This window comes from Kitasatospora sp. NPDC127067 (assembly GCF_042724755.1).
In the GTDB taxonomy this organism is placed as follows: Bacteria; Actinomycetota; Actinomycetes; order Streptomycetales; family Streptomycetaceae; genus Kitasatospora; species Kitasatospora lactacystinica.
Map to the genome: position 1 here is coordinate 63,517 of NZ_JBHXEM010000012.1, position 16,348 is coordinate 79,864.

Consider the following 16,348-nt stretch of genomic DNA (forward strand, 5'->3'; position numbering starts at 1 on the left):
CGGGGCGGCGTCCGGCGCCCGGGGAGCGCCTCCGGCGGCCGGTGACAGCGGCCTGACAGCACACGGCGCCGGCCGACAGGGAGCTGACAGCGCGGGCGGACACCCTGGGGGCATGACACGAATCGCGACAGCCCCGAACGACCGGGGAACCACCTCTCGGAACGCCGTGGAGGTGCACGGCATCGTCAAGCACTACGGCGAGACCAAGGCCCTCGACGGGGTCGACCTCACCGTCGAGGAAGGCACCGTCCTCGCCCTGCTCGGCCCCAACGGCGCGGGCAAGACCACCCTGGTGCGCGTCCTCTCCACCCTGATCAAGCCGGACGCCGGCACCGCGTTCGTCGGCGGCTACGACGTGCTGCGCCAGCCCAAGCAGCTGCGCCGCACGATCGGCCTCACCGGCCAGTACGCCTCCGTGGACGAGCTGCTCTCCGGGTACGAGAACCTCTACCTCATCGGCCGGCTGCTCGACCTCCCCCGCAAGGAGGCGAGGGCCCGGGCCGCCGAGCTGCTGGAGCGCTTCTCGCTCACCGAGGCCGCCAAGCGGACCGCCAAGACCTACTCCGGCGGCATGCGCCGCCGCCTCGACCTGGCCGCCAGCATGATGGGCCGCCCCCGGGTGCTCTACCTGGACGAGCCCACCACCGGCCTGGACCCGCGCACCCGCAACGAGGTCTGGGACGAGGTGCAGCGCATGGTCGCCGAGGGCAGCACCGTGCTGCTGACCACCCAGTACATGGAGGAGGCGGAGCAGCTCGCGAACGAGCTGACCGTCATCGACCGCGGCCGGGTGATCGCCAACGGCGCCGTCTCCGAGCTCAAGGCCAAGGTCGGCGGCCAGACCCTCCAGGTCCGCCCGACCGACCCGGCCGAGCTGCCGGAGATGACCCGCTGCCTGCACGAGAGCGGCATCCTCAACGCCACCTTCTCCGCCGACACCGGCCTGCTAGCGGTGCCGATCACCGGCGAGGAGCAGCTGACCGCGGTGATCGGGGTGCTCGGCACCCGCGGCTTCGCCGTCGCCGGCATCGACACCAAGGTGCCCAGCCTGGACGAGGTCTTCCTCGCCATCACCGGCAAGCCCGCCTCCGCCGCGGTGCCCGCCCCCAGCCTCGCCAAGGAGCCCGTCGCATGACCACCGCCACGCTCGCCCCCTCCCGGGCCCGGGACACCCGGCCGCCGGCGGAGGACTCCCGGATCGGCCTGTCCGGCACCCTGCGCCACGTCGGCGCGCTGACCCGGCGCAACCTGATGCGGATCAAGGCCGACCCGGAGTCGATGTTCGACGCCGTGCTGATGCCGATCATCTTCACCGTGCTGTTCGTCTACGTCTTCGGCGGCGCGATGGCCGGCAACCAGGACGACTACAAGCAGTACCTGATCCCCGGCCTGCTCGGACAGACCGGCCTCACCCTCGCGATGGCCGTCGGCACCGGCCTCAACAGCGACTTCCAGACCGGCGTGATGGACCGCTTCCGCACCCTGCCGATCGGCCGGGCCTCGGTCCTGCTGTCCAAGATCGTCGCCGAGACCCTGCGCGGACTGCTCTCCTTCGCGATCCTGATCGGCTTCGCGATGTGCATCGGCTTCGAGGTGCGGACCGGACCGCTGGAGGTGCTGGCCACCATCGGCCTGGCCCTGGTGTTCGGCATGTCGATCGTCTGGATCTCGATGCTGCTGGGCATGGCCCTGCGCAGCGCCCAGGCCGTCCAGGGCGTGGCCATGCTGGTCCTGATGCCGATGCAGTTCGGCAGCTCGATCTTCGCCAGGCCCGACACCATGCCGGGCTGGCTGAAGTCCTTCACCGAGGTCAACCCGCTGTCGGCGCTGGCCGACGCCTCCCGCTCCCTGCTCAACGGCGAGGGCCCGGTGGCCCACCCGGTGATGATCGTGCTGGTCTGGTCGGCCGCCGTCACCGCGATCTTCGCCCCGCTGGCGGTCGCCCGGTTCCGCAAGCGGACCTGACCCCACGACCGCCGTCGGCTCCCCCCTCGACTCCCATCGGGGACGGCCGGCGGACGAGAACGGCCGGCCGCCCGGGACAGGCGCCGGCCGCGGAACGGGCCCGTGCGGCCGGTGACCGGGGGACGGGCGCCGGCCGCACGGGTCCGCGGAGTCCGGGGAGTCCGGGGAGTCCGGGAAGTCCGGGAAGTCCGGGGCTAGCCGATCAGCCCCTCCAGCAGCTCGAAGGCCTGCTCCTGGGACGTCCCGACCCCGCCGTCCCGGGCCTCCTCGTACTCGGCGTCGCCCATCAGCTCCCGCAGGACGGCCTCCGTGCGCGCCCGCTCGGACCGGTCCAGGTAGCCACCCTTGGGGCCGTTCAGCCCGCCGTGCGCGCCGATCAGCACCGCCGCCACCCGGGCCCGCTCCAGGTCCCCGTCACGCCGGGCGAAGCTGCACAGCACCGCCGTCACCGCGGGCACCACCATGACCGTCATGTGCTCGGCGAAGCCGCTCGCCGCCGTCACCGCCCGCAGCTGCCGCCAGCCGTCGCGCAGCAGCTCGAACCCCGCCTCCGGATCGCCGGCCCGGGCCGTGATCCAGCCCCGGGCGCTCAGCAGCATCCCGGTCACCAGGCTCGGCGCGAAGCCGCCGACCCGGACCGTGTCCAGCTCGTCCAGCTCGGCCATCGCCAGCTCGAACTCGCCGCGCTGGGCGTGCAGGCCGCAGAGCGTCAGGTGGCCGAACATCAGGGCCCCGGTGGTGGACTGGTTGAGGCCCGGGGTCCCGATCGAGGCCAGCGCCTCCCGGACGACCCGCTCGCCGCGGTCCATGTCGTGCTCCAGCAGGGCGGTACCCAGGTTCACCCGCAGGATCGGCACCTCCAGCGGCGCCCCCAGCTCCTCGACCAGCCCGATCGCCCGCTCGTACGCCTCCGCGGCGGCCGCGGAATCGCCCCGGTTGGCCAGCGACTCGCCGTGCGCCGCCAGCGCCTGGGAGATCCCCCAGAGGTCGCCCGCCTGCTCGTACAGCTCCAGCGAGCGCTTGCCGTCCACGATGCTCTGCTCCGCGCCGCTCGGCCAGTCGTTCAGCATCCTGGCCCGCACCTGCAGGATGAACGCCAGGTCGCTCGGCCCGCCGTACCGCTCGCAGCCGAGCACGGCATCGTCCAGCAGGTCCTTCATCACCTCCAGGCGGCCGGCCAGGAACGCGCCGAACACCCGCATCAGCGCCGGGAAACGGTAGGACTGCGGCAGGTCCGGGGTGTAGGCGTCCATCAGCCGCTGGGCGACCTCGACCGCCTCCGGGTCGCCGAGGACGTCCAGGTTGCCCTCGAACAGCCCGATCAGCCGGAACATCGCGAGCAGCCGGCGGGCCTCCTCGACCACCGGCGCGGACAGCGGCAGCTCGTACGCGAACACGCTGTGCTCCAGCGGCACCGCCCGCGGGGCGTCCGGGCCGAACGGGTCCGGGCCGAGCGCGCCGACCGCGGTGTACCAGGTGCGCGCCTCCATGCTGTAGCCGCGCAGCGACCAGTACCAGCTCATGCCGAGGGCGAGCAGCAGCGCCTGGTCCTCGTCCCGCAGGTCGATCGCCCGGCGCAGCGCCGCGCGGATGTTGTCCTGCTCGCGCTCCAGCACCGCCAGCCAGTGCAGCTGCCGGGGGCCGTGGATCTGCGCTTCCGCGACCGCGATCATGGTGCGGAAGTGCGCCAGGTGACGGGCCTCGGTGGCGGCGCGCTCGGCGGCGGACGCGGCCAGGCGCTCGGTCGCGTACTCGTGGATGGTCTCCAGCATCCGGTAGCGCGGCAGGCTGGCCCCGTCCAGGTCGGCCACCAGCAGGGACTTGTCGACCAGCGACAGCAGCAGGTCGGCGACCTCGCCGGTGGCCACCTCGACGCCGTCGGCGCAGACCGCCTCGGCGTCCTCCAGCTGCCAGCCGCCCGCGAACACCGCGAGCCGGCGCAGCACCGCCCGCTCCCGCTTGCCCAGCAGGTCCCAGCTCCAGTCGACCACCGCGCGCAGCGTCTGCTGGCGCGGCAGCAGGGTGCGGCTGCCCGCGGTGAGCAGCGCGAACCGGCCGTCCAGCCGGTCGGCTATCTGGCGCGCCGTCATCACCCGCAGCCGGGCGGCGGCCAGTTCGATGGCCAGCGGCAGCCCGTCCAGCCGGCGGCAGATCTCGGCACAGGCCTCCGGGTCGCCCTGCGGGTCGAAACCGGGACGGGCCGCGGCCGCGCGCTCGACGAACAGCCGCAGCGCGACCGGGTCGGGCAGCGGCTCCACCGGCAGCACCGTCTCCCCCGGCACGCCCAGCGGCTCGCGGCTGGTGGCGAGCACCGTCAGCCCGGGGCACTCGGCGAGCAGGACGTCGGCGAGGTCGGCGGCCGCCTGGATCAGGTGCTCGCAGTTGTCCAGGACGAGCAGCATCCGGCGGTGGCCGCAGTGCTCGACCAGCCGGCGCACCGGGTCCTCGGCCCGCTTCTCGATCACCTCGGCGACCATGCTGGTGCTGTGCAGCACGATCTCGCGCAGGCCGAGCGCCGAGACCACGGCGGCGGGCACCGCGTCCGGGCTCTCCAGCGGGGCGAGTTCGGCCACCCACACGCCGTCCGGCCAGCCCCCGGCGGACTGCTCGGCACGGCCGGCCTCGGTCGAGAGGCTGGTCTTGCCGGAGCCGCCGGGGCCGGTCAGGGTCACCAGCCGACGGTCCGTCAGCATCGCGCGCAGCGCGGCGAGATCGTCCTCGCGGCCGACGAAGCTGGTCAGCCGGCCGCGCAGGTTGCCGCCGGGGCGCGGGAGTTGGGGCGCCGCGGGGGCGGGGGCGGGGGCGGGATCCGGGTTCCGCTCCCCCTGGGTCGCCGGGGCCTTCGGGTCCGCCGGGACCACCGGGCCCGTCGGAGCGAGCAACTCGGCGTACAGGGAACGGAGTCCGCGCCCCGGGTCGACGCCGAGCTCGTCGGCCAGGGCGCGCCTGGTCCGCTCGTAGTGGCGCAGCGCCTCGGCCGTCCGCCCGCTCTCGTGCAGCGCCCGGATCATCAGCAGCTGCAACGGCTCGTCCAGCGGCTCCCGTTCGCACAGCTCGGCCAGCTCGGCGATCAGCTCCGCGGCCCGGCCGAGGCCGAGGTCCGCGGTGATCCGGTGGCGCCGGGCCTCCTCGTGCTGGGCCTCCAGCCGGACGGCCGGGCCGGCGCGGTCCGGCAGGTCGGCGAGCGCGGGGCCGCGCCACAGGGCCAGGGCGGCGCGCAGCCGCTCGGCCGCGAGCGCGTGGTCCCCGGCGTCCAGGGCGCGGCGGCCCTCACCGGTCAGCCGCTGGAAGTCGGCGAGGTCGGTGGCCGGGCCGGTCAGCCAGTACCCGGCCGGGCCGGAGCCGACCTCGTCCCGGCCGATGGTGCGGCGCAGCCGGCCGACCAGGGTCTGGAGCGCGGCGGAGGAGTCCTGCGGCGGCTCGGCCTCCCACACCTCGTCCACCAGCAGGTCGGCCGGCACCGGCCGGCCCTGCCGCAGGGCCAGGGCGGTGAGCAGGGCCCGCAGCCGGGCGCCGCCGATCGCTACCGGCGTGCCGTCGTCGTGGTGGGCCGTCGTCGTCCCGAGGATGCCGTAGTGCACCGCACCATTCTGGTCGATGCCCGGGGGAAGGGCCGCACAATTGTGCTGGGCCCCTCCCGGCCCCGGCACGTAGGGTGGAACGCCACCGCGCGCCCGGACGTTCACCCGGGACGGCTTGTCCGGTCACCGGCCCGCCCGGCATGATCGACCCGCCCGCGCCCGCCCGCCTTCCCCTCCCCACGGAGCACCCAGACCATGACCTTCGCCGCCACGCCGCGCTCCCGCAGCGAGGACCGCCGGATCAGCCCGGTGTTCTGGGCGCTCCTCGCCGTCCTCGGCACCTCCGGCTGGGCGGTGTACCAGGGTTACGGCAACGCCTCGTTCGGGGTGTTCCTGTTCGTGGTCGCGGGCTGGATGGTCTCCCTCTGCCTGCACGAGTACGCCCACGCGCGCACCGCGCTGCACGGCGGCGACATCAGCGTCGGGGCCAAGGGCTACCTCACGCTCAACCCGCTGAAGTACGCCAACGTGCTGCTCAGCTTCGTGCTGCCGATCGTCTTCGTGATCCTCGGCGGCATCGGCCTTCCCGGCGGCTCGGTCTGGATCGAGCGGCACCGCGTCCAGGGCCGGCTCAAGCACAGCCTGATCTCGGCGGCCGGCCCGCTGGTCAACCTGCTCATCGCGGCGGCGCTGCTGATCCCGATCGGCGCGGGCTGGCTGGACGACCCGACCGTGCACGCGGTCTGGGAGGGCCACGAGCTGATCATCTCGCCGTTCTCCGGCGCGCTGGGCTTCCTCGGCTTCCTCCAACTGAGCGCGGCGGTGCTGAACCTGCTGCCGGTGCCCGGGCTGGACGGCTACGGGATCGTCGAGCCCTGGCTGTCGTACCAGACCCGGCGGGCCATCGAGCCGTTCGCGCCGTACGGGATGCTCGCGGTGTTCGCGCTGCTGTGGCAGCCCCAGGTGAACCAGTTCTTCTTCGGGATCGTCCACGGCCTGATGAACCTGTTCGGGGTGGACCAGGACTACGCCACGCTCGGCCGGTACCTGTTCAGCTTCTGGAAGAACTAGCTCCTCCGGCGGGCCGCGGGCAGGGCCTCAGCCCTGCTCGGCGGCCGCCGCGGCGATCCTGGCCCGGCGGCGGTCCATCCACAGCACGTTGCTGGCCACGCCGGCCAGCGGCAGCCAGATCAGGCCCAGCCAGAAGCCCTGGACCAGCGAGACCACCAGGGCCGCGAGCGCGAGGACGACGGCGGCCAGGGCGAAGAGGGACGTGCGAGGCATGGCGGGAGGCTCCTAGAACGGGTGCGGGCGGCCGGGTCACGGCCGCCACCCATTGTCGCCGACCTCACCTCCGGAGCCGGTCCAGGGGTGAGGTCGACACGGCCCGTGCCGGTCAGACGTCGGTGATCCGCAGGCCCGCGTGGGCCTTGTAGCGGCGGTTGACCGAGATCAGATTGGCGACCAGCGACTCCACCTGGTGGGCGTTGCGCAGCCGGCCCGCGTAGATGCCGCGCATCCCGGGGATGCGGCCGGCCAGGCCCCGCACGACGTCGGTGGCGTCCCGGTCGTCGCCGAGCACCATGACGTCGGTGTCGATGCTCTCCACCGACTCGTCCTGGAGCAGCACCGCCGAGAGGTGGTGGAACGCGGCGGTGACCCGGGAGTCCGGCAGCAGGGCGGCGGCCTGCTCGGCGGCGCTGCCCTCCTCCGGCTTCAGCGCGTACGCGCCCTGCTTGTCGAAGCCCAGCGGGTTGACGCAGTCGACGACGATCTTGCCCGTGAGCTCCTCGCGCAACGCGGTCAGGGTGGCGGCGTGGCCGTCCCACGGGACCGCGATGATCACCACGTCGCTCTCCCGGGCGACGGTGGCGTTGTCGGCGCCGCGCACGCCGAGGCCCAGCTCGGCCGCCGAGGCCTCGGCACGGGCGGCGTCACGGGAGCCGATGAGCACCTGCTGGCCGGCCTTGGCCAGCCGCAGGGCCAGTCCCCGCCCCTGGTCGCCGGTGCCGCCGAGGACACCGACCACCAGCTGCGAGACGTCCGGCACCTCGTGGGCCGGGTTTGTCGCTGAATCGAGGGAAGTCATGGGCCGATCCTGCCAAATCCCCGGCCCGGCGGGACATCCTGGCCCGCATGGACGCGGTGAGAGTTTCGGCACTCCGGGAACGGCTGACGGGAACGGGCTGGCTGGAGGCGGTCGGCGGCTTCGCCGGGGCGCTGCGCCGCTCGGTGGAACGGCGCGGGGCGAGCGGGCTGCTGCTGGTCGGCACCGAGGCGTACGAGCCCTGGCACCTGGCCGCCCACCTGGACGACGAGGCCGCGTGGTCGGACGTCCCCCGGCTGGCGCCCACCCTGCTGCGGCACAGCCCGCCGGCCGGCGCCCCCGCCCACCTGCTGCACGACCTGCGGCGGCTCACCGGGGCCGGGCGCGGCGACACCGTGCTGGTGGTGGTCCCGGAGACGGCCGGCGCCCCGCTGCTGGAGCGGGTGCAGGACGCCCGGCGGCGCGGCGCGACCGTGCTCGCGCTGGACGGCGGTGCCCCGGCCGGGCCCGGGGCGTCCGGCGGCCCCGGTGGCCTCGGCGAGCTCGCGCACGAGCGGCTGGCCGTCGGCACCGCCGCCGAGGGGCCCTTCGACCTCGCCCAGCACCTGGTCAGCGTCGCCGCCGGGCAGCGGACCCACCGCCGCTCCGTCCGGGACCGGCTCGCCCGACTCGCCGAACGGCTGACCTCGACGCCCGCGATCAGCCGCTGGTGAACCGGGCGCCCGAGCCACCGGTGCGCGCGTCCCGACCGCCGACGGGCCGAAAACCCTTTGCGGAAGCGGTGACCGCCGTCCGAGGATGACGGTTCGTGAACGTCGACGAACCCCCGCATCCCGCCGTGCCCGGGCGCGCCCGGAGACTGCTGCGATCGCTGACACCCGACCTGGCACCCTGGCGCGCCTCCCGCGACTTCCGCTACCTGTGGACCTCCGGCTGCGTCACCAGCTTCGGCGGCTTCCTGACCCTCGTCGCCGTACCGATGCAGATCAAGGAGCTCACCGGCTCCTCCTTCGCGGTCGGCCTGATCGGCGCCGTCGAACTCGTCCCGCTGATCGTCTTCGGTCTCTGGGGCGGCGCCCTCGCCGACGCCCTGGACCGCCGGAAGCTGGTGCTGCGGGCGGAGGTCGCGCTCGGCCTGCTGGCCGGGCTGCTGCTGGTCAACGCCCTGCTGCCGCACCCGCTGCTCTGGCCGATCTACCTGGTCGCCGCACTGGTCGCGGCCGCCGACGGCATCCAGCGCCCGGCGCTGGACTCGCTCCTGCCCCGGCTCGTCCCGCACCAGCACCTGACCGCCGCGTTCGCCCTCAGGTCGCTGTACCACAACGCCGCTTCGGTGGCCGGTCCGGCGCTGGCCGGCGTCGTGGTGGCCTTCGCCGGGGTGCAGACCGCGTACGCGCTGGACGTCCTCACCTTCGCGGTCTCGCTGCTGCTGCTCGTCCGGATCAAGGCGGTGCCGCCGCCCACCGGCGCCGAACGGCCGTCCGTCCGGGCGGTGCTGACCGGCGTCCGCTACGCCTGGAGCCGCAAGGACCTGCTCGGCACCTACGCGATCGACCTCTGCGCCATGCTGTTCGCCTACCCGGTGGCCGTCTTCCCGTTCCTGGCCTCCGAATTGGGGGCGGACTGGGCGCTCGGCCCGATGTACGCCGCCTCCGCCCTCGGCGCCCTGCTGGTCGGCGCCACCAGCGGCTGGACCTCCCGCGTCCACCGGCACGGGCGGCTGCTGGTGGCCGCCGCCGTCGGCTGGGGCGCGGCGATGGCGCTCGCCGGACTGACCGAACACATCGGGCTGGTGCTGCTCGGCCTGGCGCTGGCCGGCGGCGCCGACGAGATCAGCGGGCTCGCCCGCTCGACCATGTGGAACCAGTCCATCCCCGACGAGTTGCGCGGGCGGATGGCCGGCGTCGAACTGCTCAGCTACTCCGTCGGCCCGCAGCTCGGCCAGGTCCGGGCCGGCACCATGGCCGGGCTGGTCGGCGTGCGCGCCGCCGTCTGGGCCGGCGGCGTCGCCTGCGTGGTCGCCGTGCTCGCGGTCGCCGCCGCCCTCCCGAAGCTGCTCGGCTACGACGACCGCACCGACCCCCACGCCGCCGCCGTCCGCGCCGAGCACGAGCGCGCCGAACGGGAGGCCGCCCCGACGGCGTGACGAGCCGCCGGGCGGGCTACTCGGCGTCGTCCTTCGGCTTGTCGCTCCAGCGCGGGTCGTTCTGCCACTCGCGGTTGCGCTCGTCGGCGATGCGCAGTGCCTGGGCGGCCTCCTCGGGGGTGGCGTACGGGCCCAGGCGGTCCTTCGCCGGGCACTCCGGGCCCTCTTCGACCTTGTTGTGCTTGATGCAGTAGAACCACTCGCCGGGTTTGCCGGTCGGCTTGCGGTTGAATCCGAGGGGCATGGCGCTCTCCCGTTCAGAAGGCCAGAAGGATGGGTCGGTACCGATCATTCCCCGCCCCGGCCCGGGCCGCACACCCCCCGGGGGCCCCGGGGACCGGCGACTAGACTCGCGGCATGGCTCTCGTACCCGGCATCCAGTCCCCCACCCGCAAGGTCCCGGCGCACATCGCGCGCCCCGAGTACGTCGGCAAGTCCGCGCCGACGCCGTACACCGGGCCCGAGGTGCAGACCGCCGAGACGATCGAGAAGATGCGGATCGCGAGCGGGATCGCCGCCCGGGCGATGGAGGAGGCGGCCAAGCTGATCGCCCCCGGCGTCACCACCGACGCGCTGGACGCCGTCGCCCACGCCTACATGTGCGACCACGGCGCCTACCCGTCCGACCTCGGTTACCGGGGCTTCCCCAAGTCCGTCTGCACCTCGATCAACGAGGTGATCTGCCACGGCATCCCGGACTCGACGGTGCTCCAGGACGGCGACATCGTCAACATCGACGCCACCGCGTACATCCACGGGGTGCACGGCGACCTCAACGCCACCTACCTGGTCGGTGACGTGGACGAGGAGTCCCGGCTGCTGGTCGAGCGCACCCGGGAATCCCTCGCCCGGGCGATCAAGGCGGTCAAGCCGGGTCGTCAGATCAACGTCATCGGGCGGGTCATCGAGTCCTACGCCAAGCGCTTCGGGTACGGCGTGGTGCGGGACTTCACCGGACACGGCATCAACACGTCGTTCCACTCCGGCCTGATCATCCCGCACTACGACAGCGAGCGGGCCACCGAGGTGATCAAGCCGGGCATGACCTTCACCATCGAGCCGATGCTGACCCTGGGCACCTACGACTACGAGATCTGGGAGGACGGCTGGACGGTCGTCACCAAGGACCGCAAGCGAACCGCCCAGTTCGAGCACACCCTGGTGGTCACGGCGGACGGCGCGGAGATCCTCACCCTGCCGTGACCGGGGCACGGCCGGCGTGACCCGCGCCGCCCGGTGGGCGCCCTAGCCGATCAGCCACTGCTCCTCGGCGACGGCGCCCACCTCGGTGCAGGCGTCGGTGAGCACGTCCAGTACCCGCAGCGGGTCCGGCAGCGGCTGCTCGGGCCCGCGCAGCCACCTCACGTGGGAGCCGTCCGGCAGCGCGGCCGGCGGCAGCAGGGTGTACGAGCCGCGGCAGTGCCAGCGCAGGCCGGGGTGCTCGGACATGGTGTCCGGGGTGGAGTCGAGCGCACTCGGCCACCACTCGTCCTCGTCCTGGGGGGTGCCGCGGGTGGCGGTGAAGAACAGGTAGCGGTCCTCGCCGACGGCGGCGACCGGGCCCTCGACGCCCAGTGCGGTCAGCCGCTCCAGCGCCAGCCGTCCGGCCTCCGCCGGGACGTCCAGCACGTCGTGCACCCGGCCGGTGGCGGTGATGAAGTTGGCCTGCGGGTCGCGGGCGAGCCAGCGGGAGAGCTGCTCGGGGTCGGTGGTGGCCTGGGTCTGCCAGGCGAAGGAGACCGGGTGCTGGGCGGGGGCCGGGCAGGCCACCCGGTCGCAGGAGCACCGGTAGCCGGCCGGGTGGGCGGCGGGCGCGAGCGGGAATCCGGCGCGCGCGGCGCCGAGCAGCTGATCGAGTCCGGCGGCCGGGTCGTCGGCGCCCCCCGCCCGCTGGCGTTCACGCTTCTGCCACCAGGTCGTCCACCTGCTGCCGGCTTCCATCGGGCCCCTTCCGCGCAACTGCCGTGCCTGGTGCGACACAGCGTTCGACGTACCACTCGACGCAACGCACGGCGCCCCCGACTGCTTCCCGGGGTGCTCGGCCCTGACGTCCGCGCCCTGTCGGCCGTGGACCGGGGTCACCGGGCGGCCGACGCCCGGGTCACGGTACGCAGTCGCGGCAGCACGCTGTCCGCGCCAAATCGGCCGGAGGGCGCGCGGATTCGCGCCTCGCCCGGCCCGTACGGGCCCGCTGACCCGGGTGGACCCCGAGGGCGTAACAGGAAGGATAAGGGTGCGGAGGGCCTCCGGATGACCGGGGGCGGTGCCTCTCCGGTCACACTCGCGGTGACGCCCACGGGCGCACCCCGGGCACACTCCCGGCACGCCGCCCGCACGCGACGTCCCGCCCGCCCTCCCGTCCGGGAGCCCCCGGTCGTCCCGGCGCTCCCCCGCAGGCACCCCGTCCGGCGCCCCGGGCACGGCCCCGGCCCTGGTCCCGGTCCCGGTCCGGCGCGGAGGTGAGACCCTGGGGGGATGAAGAGCGCGGACACCGAATTCGTCGGCGGGCCCCTGGACGGGACGATCCTGCCCATCCCCCTGGGGCCGATGCTCGGCGTGCCCAAGAAGTACAAGGTTCCGGTCCCCGCGCACGGCGAGGCCGCCGCGCGCACACTGGTGTACGTCCGGAGCAAGCAGGTTCGGGGCCTGAGCTGGTTCTGGCGCTACGAGTACGACGAGGCGGCCACCGTCCGCGCCTCCGGCTGACGGGCCGCGCGCTTCGCCGTCGCCCTGCGTTGCTCCGTGTTGCCCTGCGTTGCCCTTCGTTCGCCTCCCGGGGAGGTCGGCATGGCGAGGACGGTACGGCACCCGAGGAGCCGCTCCCGGGCGGTGGAGCACCACAACCGGCAGGTCGCGGGCGTCACCGGGGTGCTGCTCCTGGTGGTGTGCCTCTACAGCGTGGCCATCGGGCCGAACGCCTGGCTCTGGTTCGGCTGGGCGGTGCTGCTGCTGGTGTCCGTGGCGCTGTTCACGGTCCGGCTGTGAAGGCCGTGAGCGCCCGAGGCCCATGAACCCCGCGAGGCCCGTACGGCCCTCCCCCGGACCGCCCGGGCAGCGGCACCGCCCGCCCCCTTCTCCCGCGGGTTCTTCCCCCGGCTTCTCCCCCCGGGCCGGTCAGTCGTCCTCGGCGAGGATGAGGTACAGCTTCTTGCGGGCCTCGGTCAGTACGGTCAGGCCCTTGGCGCGCTGCGCCTCGGTGCCGGTGGCCATGACCTGCCGGATCGCCTGGTCGACGGCGGCGAGTGCCTGGCCGACCTCCTGGACGGCCTCCCAGTCGACCTCCCGGCCGGCCTCCGCCCACGGTTCGGCCGGCCCGGCGTCGGCCTCGGCCCGGCCCGCGTCGGTGAGCGAGACCAGCCGCTTGCCGCCGACCTCCTGCGCGGTGATCAGGCCCTCCTCCTCCAGCAGCTGGAGGTTGGGGTAGATCGATCCCGGGCTGGGCCGCCAGGCCCCTCCGGTCCGCTCGGTGATCTCGGCGATCATCTCGTAGCCGTGCATCGGCCGCTCCTTGAGCAGCGCCAGCAGCGAGGCCCGGACGTCACCGCGCCGGGCCCGCCCGCCGCGCCGGCCGTGCGGACCTCCTCGCCGGCCGCCGTGGCCGCCGAAGCCGTGCCCGAACGGGCCGCCCATCGGCCGGCCGGGGCCGCCGCCGCCGAACGGCGGGCCGAACCCGCCGAACGCCTCCCGGCCCTCGACGCCCTCCCCGGGCATCCCCCGGAACTCGGGGCCCGGGCCGCGGCGCCGGCCGCCGCCCGGGCCGCCTCCGCGCGGGCCTTCCCAGCGGAATCGCATTCCTTGACCTTCCGAGCGCATCGCGCCCACCTCCGTCTCCACGGTTCGACGAGGCAGTCGAGTTACTGTCTCGATAGCTCGACGATATATCGGCGACTGTCGCTCGTCAACGGATTCCGACACGCCCACGGAGCACGACGCATCCCCCGTCCAGCCGCTACGGTGGCGGGCATGGCCGCAGAACGAGACCTCGCGACGCTGCTGCGCGCAATGAGCCCGCAGCTCAACCCGGGGCGGTACGTCTACTGCACGCTCCCCGCCCGGGTGCCCGCCGGCATGCGGCCGGTGGTGACCGTCGCCGAACCCGAGGGGGTGACGATGGTGGTCGCCCAGGAGGAGGCGGACGCGCTCGGGCTGCGCTACGAGTACGTGGCGGCCTGGATCACCCTGCGGATCCACTCGGCGCTGGAGGCCGTCGGGCTGACCGCCGCGGTGTCCGGCCGGCTCGCCGAGGAGGGCATCAGCTGCAACGTGGTGGCCGGTTTCCACCACGACCACCTGTTCGTCGCCGCCGACGACGCCGACCGCGCCGTCCGCGCCCTGGAGGATCTCTCCGCCCGCTCCGCCTGAGCCCCCGCCGCTCGCCCCGGGTGGCCGCCGCCGACCGGGCCTTCGACACTGGGAGACGAGCCGCCCCGCCGGGACGGCCCCACCGGAAGGAGACGGCCGCCATGGCCATCTGCGTCACCTGCGGCAACGACTACTGGCTGGCCTTCGAGATCAAGACGGTCACCGGCGACACCTACACCTTCGACAGCTTCGAGTGCGCCATGGAGAAGCTCGCCCCGCGCTGCGAACAGTGCGACGTGCGCATCGTCGGCCACGGCGTCGAAGTCGCCGGCATGTTCTTCTGCTGCGCCAACTGCGCCCGCGTCAACGGCGGCCTCGGCGACCAGATCCGCGACGCCGTCGGCGCCCGCCCCGCCTGACCCGGCGGGGCCCCGCCGGACGGCGGGGAGGGAAAGGGGCGGAAGAGTCGGCCTGTACGCCGGGTTCTGTCTCCCGGGTTGCTTGCGCGGCCCGGGGAGGCGGCCATCCATCTAGGGCTGCCGTTGCCGACAGCCTCGTGCGGTCCACCCGCGGACTCGGGCGAGCAGCCTTCAAACGTCCGCGCACGGTACCCGAGGGCACCGATCTTGACCTTGCTCCAGGTGGGGTTTACCTAGCCGGCCGAGTCACCCCGGTCGCTGGTGGTCTCTTACACCACCGTTTCACCCTTACCCACCACGAAAAGCGGTGGGCGGTCTGTTTTCTGTGGCACTGTCCCGCGGGTCACCCCGGGTGGGCGTTACCCACCACCCTGCTCTGTGGAGCCCGGACGTTCCTCGGCGGGTCTGGGACCCGTCGCGACCGCCCGGCCGGCTCTTCCGCCGTAGTGGTCATGGTAGCCGCTCGGGCGGCGCCTCCCGTACACCGGACCGGACGGCCGGCGGCTCGGCGCCGAGGCGGGCGGCCACCCGGGCGGCCGTCGCGCTCGCCCAGGCCGTGGTGGTGACCAGGCCCAGGACGAGGACGGCGCCGCCGAGGCCGACCAGGATCCACCAGCCGGCGTGGCTGGCCCGGGCGAAGCCGGTCGCGACCGGCCCGACCACGGCCGAGGCGACGACCGTGCCGATCACCGCCACGCCCAGCGACTGGCCGATCTGACGGCTGGTCGAGGCGACCGCGGCCGCCACGCCCGCCTGGGCGCGCGGCATGCCGGACACCGCGGCGTTGGTGATCGGCGCGTTGACCATGCCGAAGCCGAAGCCGAACAGCCCGTACGCGGCCAGCAGCAGGGCGGGCGGGGAGTCGGCGGCGAGCCGGGTCAGCAGCAGCCCGCTCGCGGCGAGGCCGAGCCCGGCCGCGACCAGCGGCAGGCGCGGGCCCCGGCTCGCGACGATCCGCCCGGACAGCGGCGCGCAGACCAGCATCATCCCGGCCATCGGCAGCGTCCACAGGCCGGCCTCGACCGGGCCGTAGTGGCGGACGTCCTGGAGGTAGAGGGTGTTGAGGAAGAGGAAGCCGCCGAGCGCGGCGAAGGCGCAGACCGCGGTGACGGTGGCGCCGGTGAACGGCGCGCTGGCGAAGAACCGCGGGTCCACCAGCGGCTCGGCCACCCGGCGCTCCCAGAGCGGGAAGGCGATCAGCGCGGCCCCGGCGGTGGAGGCCAGCGCGAGGATCAGCGGGGACGTCCAGCCGTTGGCCGGCCCCTCGATGATCGCGGCGGTGCCGCAGCCGAGCAGCACGATCATCAGCAGTTGCCCGACCGGGTCCAGCCGGCGCGGCCGGGGCGCCCGGGACTCGGGCACGAAGCGGGCGGTCAGCGCGATGGCGGCGAGCGCCACCGGAACGTTGATCAGGAAGATCGACGGCCAGCCCGCGCCGTCCACCAGGAAGCCGCCGAGCAGCGGGCCGAGCGCCATCGAGATGCCGACCACGCCGCCCCAGACACCGATCGCCCGGGCCCGCTCCTTCGGGTCGGTGAAGGTGTTGGTGATGATCGACATCGCCACCGGGTTGAGCATCGAGCCGCCCACCGCCTGGAGCGCCCGGAACGCCACCAGCCAGCCCAGGCTCGTCGCCTGGCTGCACAGCAGCGAGCCGAGCGCGAAGCAGACCAGCCCGGTCTGGAACACCCGGCGGCGACCGAAGCGGTCGGCCACCGAGCCGAACAGCATCAGCAGCGAGGCCAGCACCAGGGTGTAGGCGTCGATGATCCACTGCAGCCCGGACGCCGGGGCGCCCAGGTCCCGCTGGATCACCGGCAGGGCGATGTTCACCACGGTGTTGTCGAGGCCGACGATGAACAGGCTCAGGCAGCAGATCGCCAGGACGAGCAGACGGCGGCGGGGGCCGGGCGCGGGCCCGGGGGCAGGCACGGGCGCGGCGGCGGCG

Annotated in this window: 17 protein-coding genes and 1 other RNA gene; 10 read left to right on the forward strand and 8 right to left on the reverse strand. The window is 74.2% G+C overall.

Going from position 1 to position 16,348, the window contains the following annotated elements; all coding sequences use genetic code 11:
* Positions 1-112: 112 nt before the first annotated feature.
* Both ACFWJ4_RS07600 and ACFWJ4_RS07605 read left to right on the forward strand, forming a co-directional pair.
* Positions 113-1,135 carry an ATP-binding cassette domain-containing protein gene (locus ACFWJ4_RS07600; RefSeq protein WP_380540361.1) on the forward strand — a complete coding sequence of 341 codons (1,023 nt, stop codon included), beginning with the start codon at positions 113-115 and terminating at the stop codon, positions 1,133-1,135.
* Positions 1,132-1,965: an ABC transporter permease gene (locus tag ACFWJ4_RS07605; RefSeq protein ID WP_380540364.1), complete on the forward strand. Its 834-nt coding sequence runs from the start codon at positions 1,132-1,134 to the stop codon at positions 1,963-1,965. The genes ACFWJ4_RS07600 and ACFWJ4_RS07605 overlap by 4 nt, the downstream gene beginning before the upstream one ends.
* 194 nt (positions 1,966-2,159) lie before the next feature.
* Here ACFWJ4_RS07605 and ACFWJ4_RS07610 read toward each other — a convergent pair whose 3' ends face one another.
* Complete coding sequence (locus tag ACFWJ4_RS07610) at positions 2,160-5,546, reverse strand: BTAD domain-containing putative transcriptional regulator (RefSeq protein ID WP_380540367.1); 3,387 nt, start codon at positions 5,544-5,546, stop codon at positions 2,160-2,162.
* Between the two features lie 195 nt (positions 5,547-5,741).
* Here ACFWJ4_RS07610 and ACFWJ4_RS07615 point away from each other — a divergent pair, with 195 nt between their 5' ends.
* A complete protein-coding gene (locus ACFWJ4_RS07615; RefSeq protein ID WP_380540370.1) occupies positions 5,742-6,557 on the forward strand; it encodes a site-2 protease family protein in 816 nt (271 codons plus the stop codon).
* Positions 6,558-6,584: 27 nt separating this feature from the next.
* Here ACFWJ4_RS07615 and ACFWJ4_RS07620 read toward each other — a convergent pair whose 3' ends face one another.
* On the reverse strand, positions 6,585-6,770 hold the full coding sequence (locus ACFWJ4_RS07620) for a hypothetical protein (protein WP_380540373.1): 186 nt from the start codon (positions 6,768-6,770) through the stop codon (positions 6,585-6,587).
* 112 nt (positions 6,771-6,882) lie between these two features.
* A complete protein-coding gene (gene npdG, locus ACFWJ4_RS07625; RefSeq protein ID WP_380540376.1) occupies positions 6,883-7,575 on the reverse strand; it encodes an NADPH-dependent F420 reductase in 693 nt (230 codons plus the stop codon).
* Between the two features lie 47 nt (positions 7,576-7,622).
* Between npdG and ACFWJ4_RS07630 the strand changes: the two genes are divergently transcribed.
* Complete coding sequence (locus ACFWJ4_RS07630; protein ID WP_380540379.1) at positions 7,623-8,246, forward strand: hypothetical protein; 624 nt, start codon at positions 7,623-7,625, stop codon at positions 8,244-8,246.
* A gap of 95 nt (positions 8,247-8,341) precedes the next feature.
* Complete coding sequence (locus ACFWJ4_RS07635) at positions 8,342-9,679, forward strand: MFS transporter (protein ID WP_380540382.1); 1,338 nt, start codon at positions 8,342-8,344, stop codon at positions 9,677-9,679.
* A gap of 16 nt (positions 9,680-9,695) precedes the next feature.
* Here the strand turns inward: ACFWJ4_RS07635 and ACFWJ4_RS07640 are convergent, their stop codons facing one another.
* Positions 9,696-9,923 carry a hypothetical protein gene (locus tag ACFWJ4_RS07640; RefSeq protein WP_359896920.1) on the reverse strand — a complete coding sequence of 76 codons (228 nt, stop codon included), beginning with the start codon at positions 9,921-9,923 and terminating at the stop codon, positions 9,696-9,698.
* A gap of 113 nt (positions 9,924-10,036) precedes the next feature.
* Between ACFWJ4_RS07640 and map the strand changes: the two genes are divergently transcribed.
* Positions 10,037-10,882, forward strand: coding sequence for a type I methionyl aminopeptidase (gene map / locus ACFWJ4_RS07645; RefSeq protein WP_359896918.1), 846 nt, complete (start codon positions 10,037-10,039; stop codon positions 10,880-10,882).
* 42 nt (positions 10,883-10,924) lie between these two features.
* On the opposite strand, the gene ACFWJ4_RS07650 is transcribed toward map, so the two are convergent.
* Entirely contained in the window at positions 10,925-11,620 is a 696-nt protein-coding gene (locus ACFWJ4_RS07650) for a bifunctional DNA primase/polymerase (RefSeq protein WP_359896917.1), read from the reverse strand.
* Positions 11,621-12,154: 534 nt separating this feature from the next.
* On the opposite strand from ACFWJ4_RS07650, the gene ACFWJ4_RS07655 reads away from it, so the two are divergent.
* Positions 12,155-12,385: a hypothetical protein gene (locus ACFWJ4_RS07655; protein WP_359896915.1), complete on the forward strand. Its 231-nt coding sequence runs from the start codon at positions 12,155-12,157 to the stop codon at positions 12,383-12,385.
* A gap of 81 nt (positions 12,386-12,466) precedes the next feature.
* A complete protein-coding gene (locus tag ACFWJ4_RS07660; protein ID WP_380540385.1) occupies positions 12,467-12,664 on the forward strand; it encodes a hypothetical protein in 198 nt (65 codons plus the stop codon).
* A gap of 129 nt (positions 12,665-12,793) precedes the next feature.
* Here ACFWJ4_RS07660 and ACFWJ4_RS07665 read toward each other — a convergent pair whose 3' ends face one another.
* Positions 12,794-13,471 (reverse strand): PadR family transcriptional regulator, encoded by a 678-nt coding sequence (locus ACFWJ4_RS07665; protein ID WP_359896911.1) that lies wholly within the window; start codon positions 13,469-13,471, stop codon positions 12,794-12,796.
* 171 nt (positions 13,472-13,642) lie between these two features.
* Between ACFWJ4_RS07665 and ACFWJ4_RS07670 the strand changes: the two genes are divergently transcribed.
* Together ACFWJ4_RS07670 and ACFWJ4_RS07675 are read left to right on the forward strand one after the other, a co-directional pair.
* Positions 13,643-14,041, forward strand: coding sequence for an ACT domain-containing protein (locus ACFWJ4_RS07670; RefSeq protein ID WP_359896909.1), 399 nt, complete (start codon positions 13,643-13,645; stop codon positions 14,039-14,041).
* Positions 14,042-14,142: 101 nt separating this feature from the next.
* A complete protein-coding gene (locus tag ACFWJ4_RS07675; protein ID WP_359896907.1) occupies positions 14,143-14,400 on the forward strand; it encodes a Prokaryotic metallothionein in 258 nt (85 codons plus the stop codon).
* Between the two features lie 39 nt (positions 14,401-14,439).
* On the opposite strand, the gene rnpB is transcribed toward ACFWJ4_RS07675, so the two are convergent.
* Positions 14,440-14,837, reverse strand: an RNA gene (gene rnpB, locus ACFWJ4_RS07680) — RNase P RNA component class A.
* A gap of 13 nt (positions 14,838-14,850) precedes the next feature.
* Entirely contained in the window at positions 14,851-16,332 is a 1,482-nt protein-coding gene (locus tag ACFWJ4_RS07685) for a DHA2 family efflux MFS transporter permease subunit (protein ID WP_359897128.1), read from the reverse strand.
* Positions 16,333-16,348 lie beyond the last annotated feature (16 nt).

Bases quoted from the DNA above. Each gene is read 5' to 3' on its own strand.
- ACFWJ4_RS07600 (WP_380540361.1), top strand. From the start codon at position 113: ATGACACGAATCGCGACAGCCCCGAACGACCGGGGAACCACCTCTCGG.
- ACFWJ4_RS07605 (WP_380540364.1), top strand. From the start codon at position 1,132: ATGACCACCGCCACGCTCGCCCCCTCCCGGGCCCGGGACACCCGGCCG.
- ACFWJ4_RS07615 (WP_380540370.1), top strand. From the start codon at position 5,742: ATGACCTTCGCCGCCACGCCGCGCTCCCGCAGCGAGGACCGCCGGATC.
- ACFWJ4_RS07620 (WP_380540373.1), bottom strand. From the start codon at position 6,770: ATGCCTCGCACGTCCCTCTTCGCCCTGGCCGCCGTCGTCCTCGCGCTC.
- npdG (WP_380540376.1), bottom strand. From the start codon at position 7,575: ATGACTTCCCTCGATTCAGCGACAAACCCGGCCCACGAGGTGCCGGAC.
- ACFWJ4_RS07630 (WP_380540379.1), top strand. From the start codon at position 7,623: ATGGACGCGGTGAGAGTTTCGGCACTCCGGGAACGGCTGACGGGAACG.
- ACFWJ4_RS07640 (WP_359896920.1), bottom strand. From the start codon at position 9,923: ATGCCCCTCGGATTCAACCGCAAGCCGACCGGCAAACCCGGCGAGTGG.
- map (WP_359896918.1), top strand. From the start codon at position 10,037: ATGGCTCTCGTACCCGGCATCCAGTCCCCCACCCGCAAGGTCCCGGCG.
- ACFWJ4_RS07650 (WP_359896917.1), bottom strand. From the start codon at position 11,620: ATGGAAGCCGGCAGCAGGTGGACGACCTGGTGGCAGAAGCGTGAACGC.
- ACFWJ4_RS07655 (WP_359896915.1), top strand. From the start codon at position 12,155: ATGAAGAGCGCGGACACCGAATTCGTCGGCGGGCCCCTGGACGGGACG.
- ACFWJ4_RS07660 (WP_380540385.1), top strand. From the start codon at position 12,467: ATGGCGAGGACGGTACGGCACCCGAGGAGCCGCTCCCGGGCGGTGGAG.
- ACFWJ4_RS07665 (WP_359896911.1), bottom strand. From the start codon at position 13,471: ATGCGATTCCGCTGGGAAGGCCCGCGCGGAGGCGGCCCGGGCGGCGGC.
- ACFWJ4_RS07670 (WP_359896909.1), top strand. From the start codon at position 13,643: ATGGCCGCAGAACGAGACCTCGCGACGCTGCTGCGCGCAATGAGCCCG.
- ACFWJ4_RS07675 (WP_359896907.1), top strand. From the start codon at position 14,143: ATGGCCATCTGCGTCACCTGCGGCAACGACTACTGGCTGGCCTTCGAG.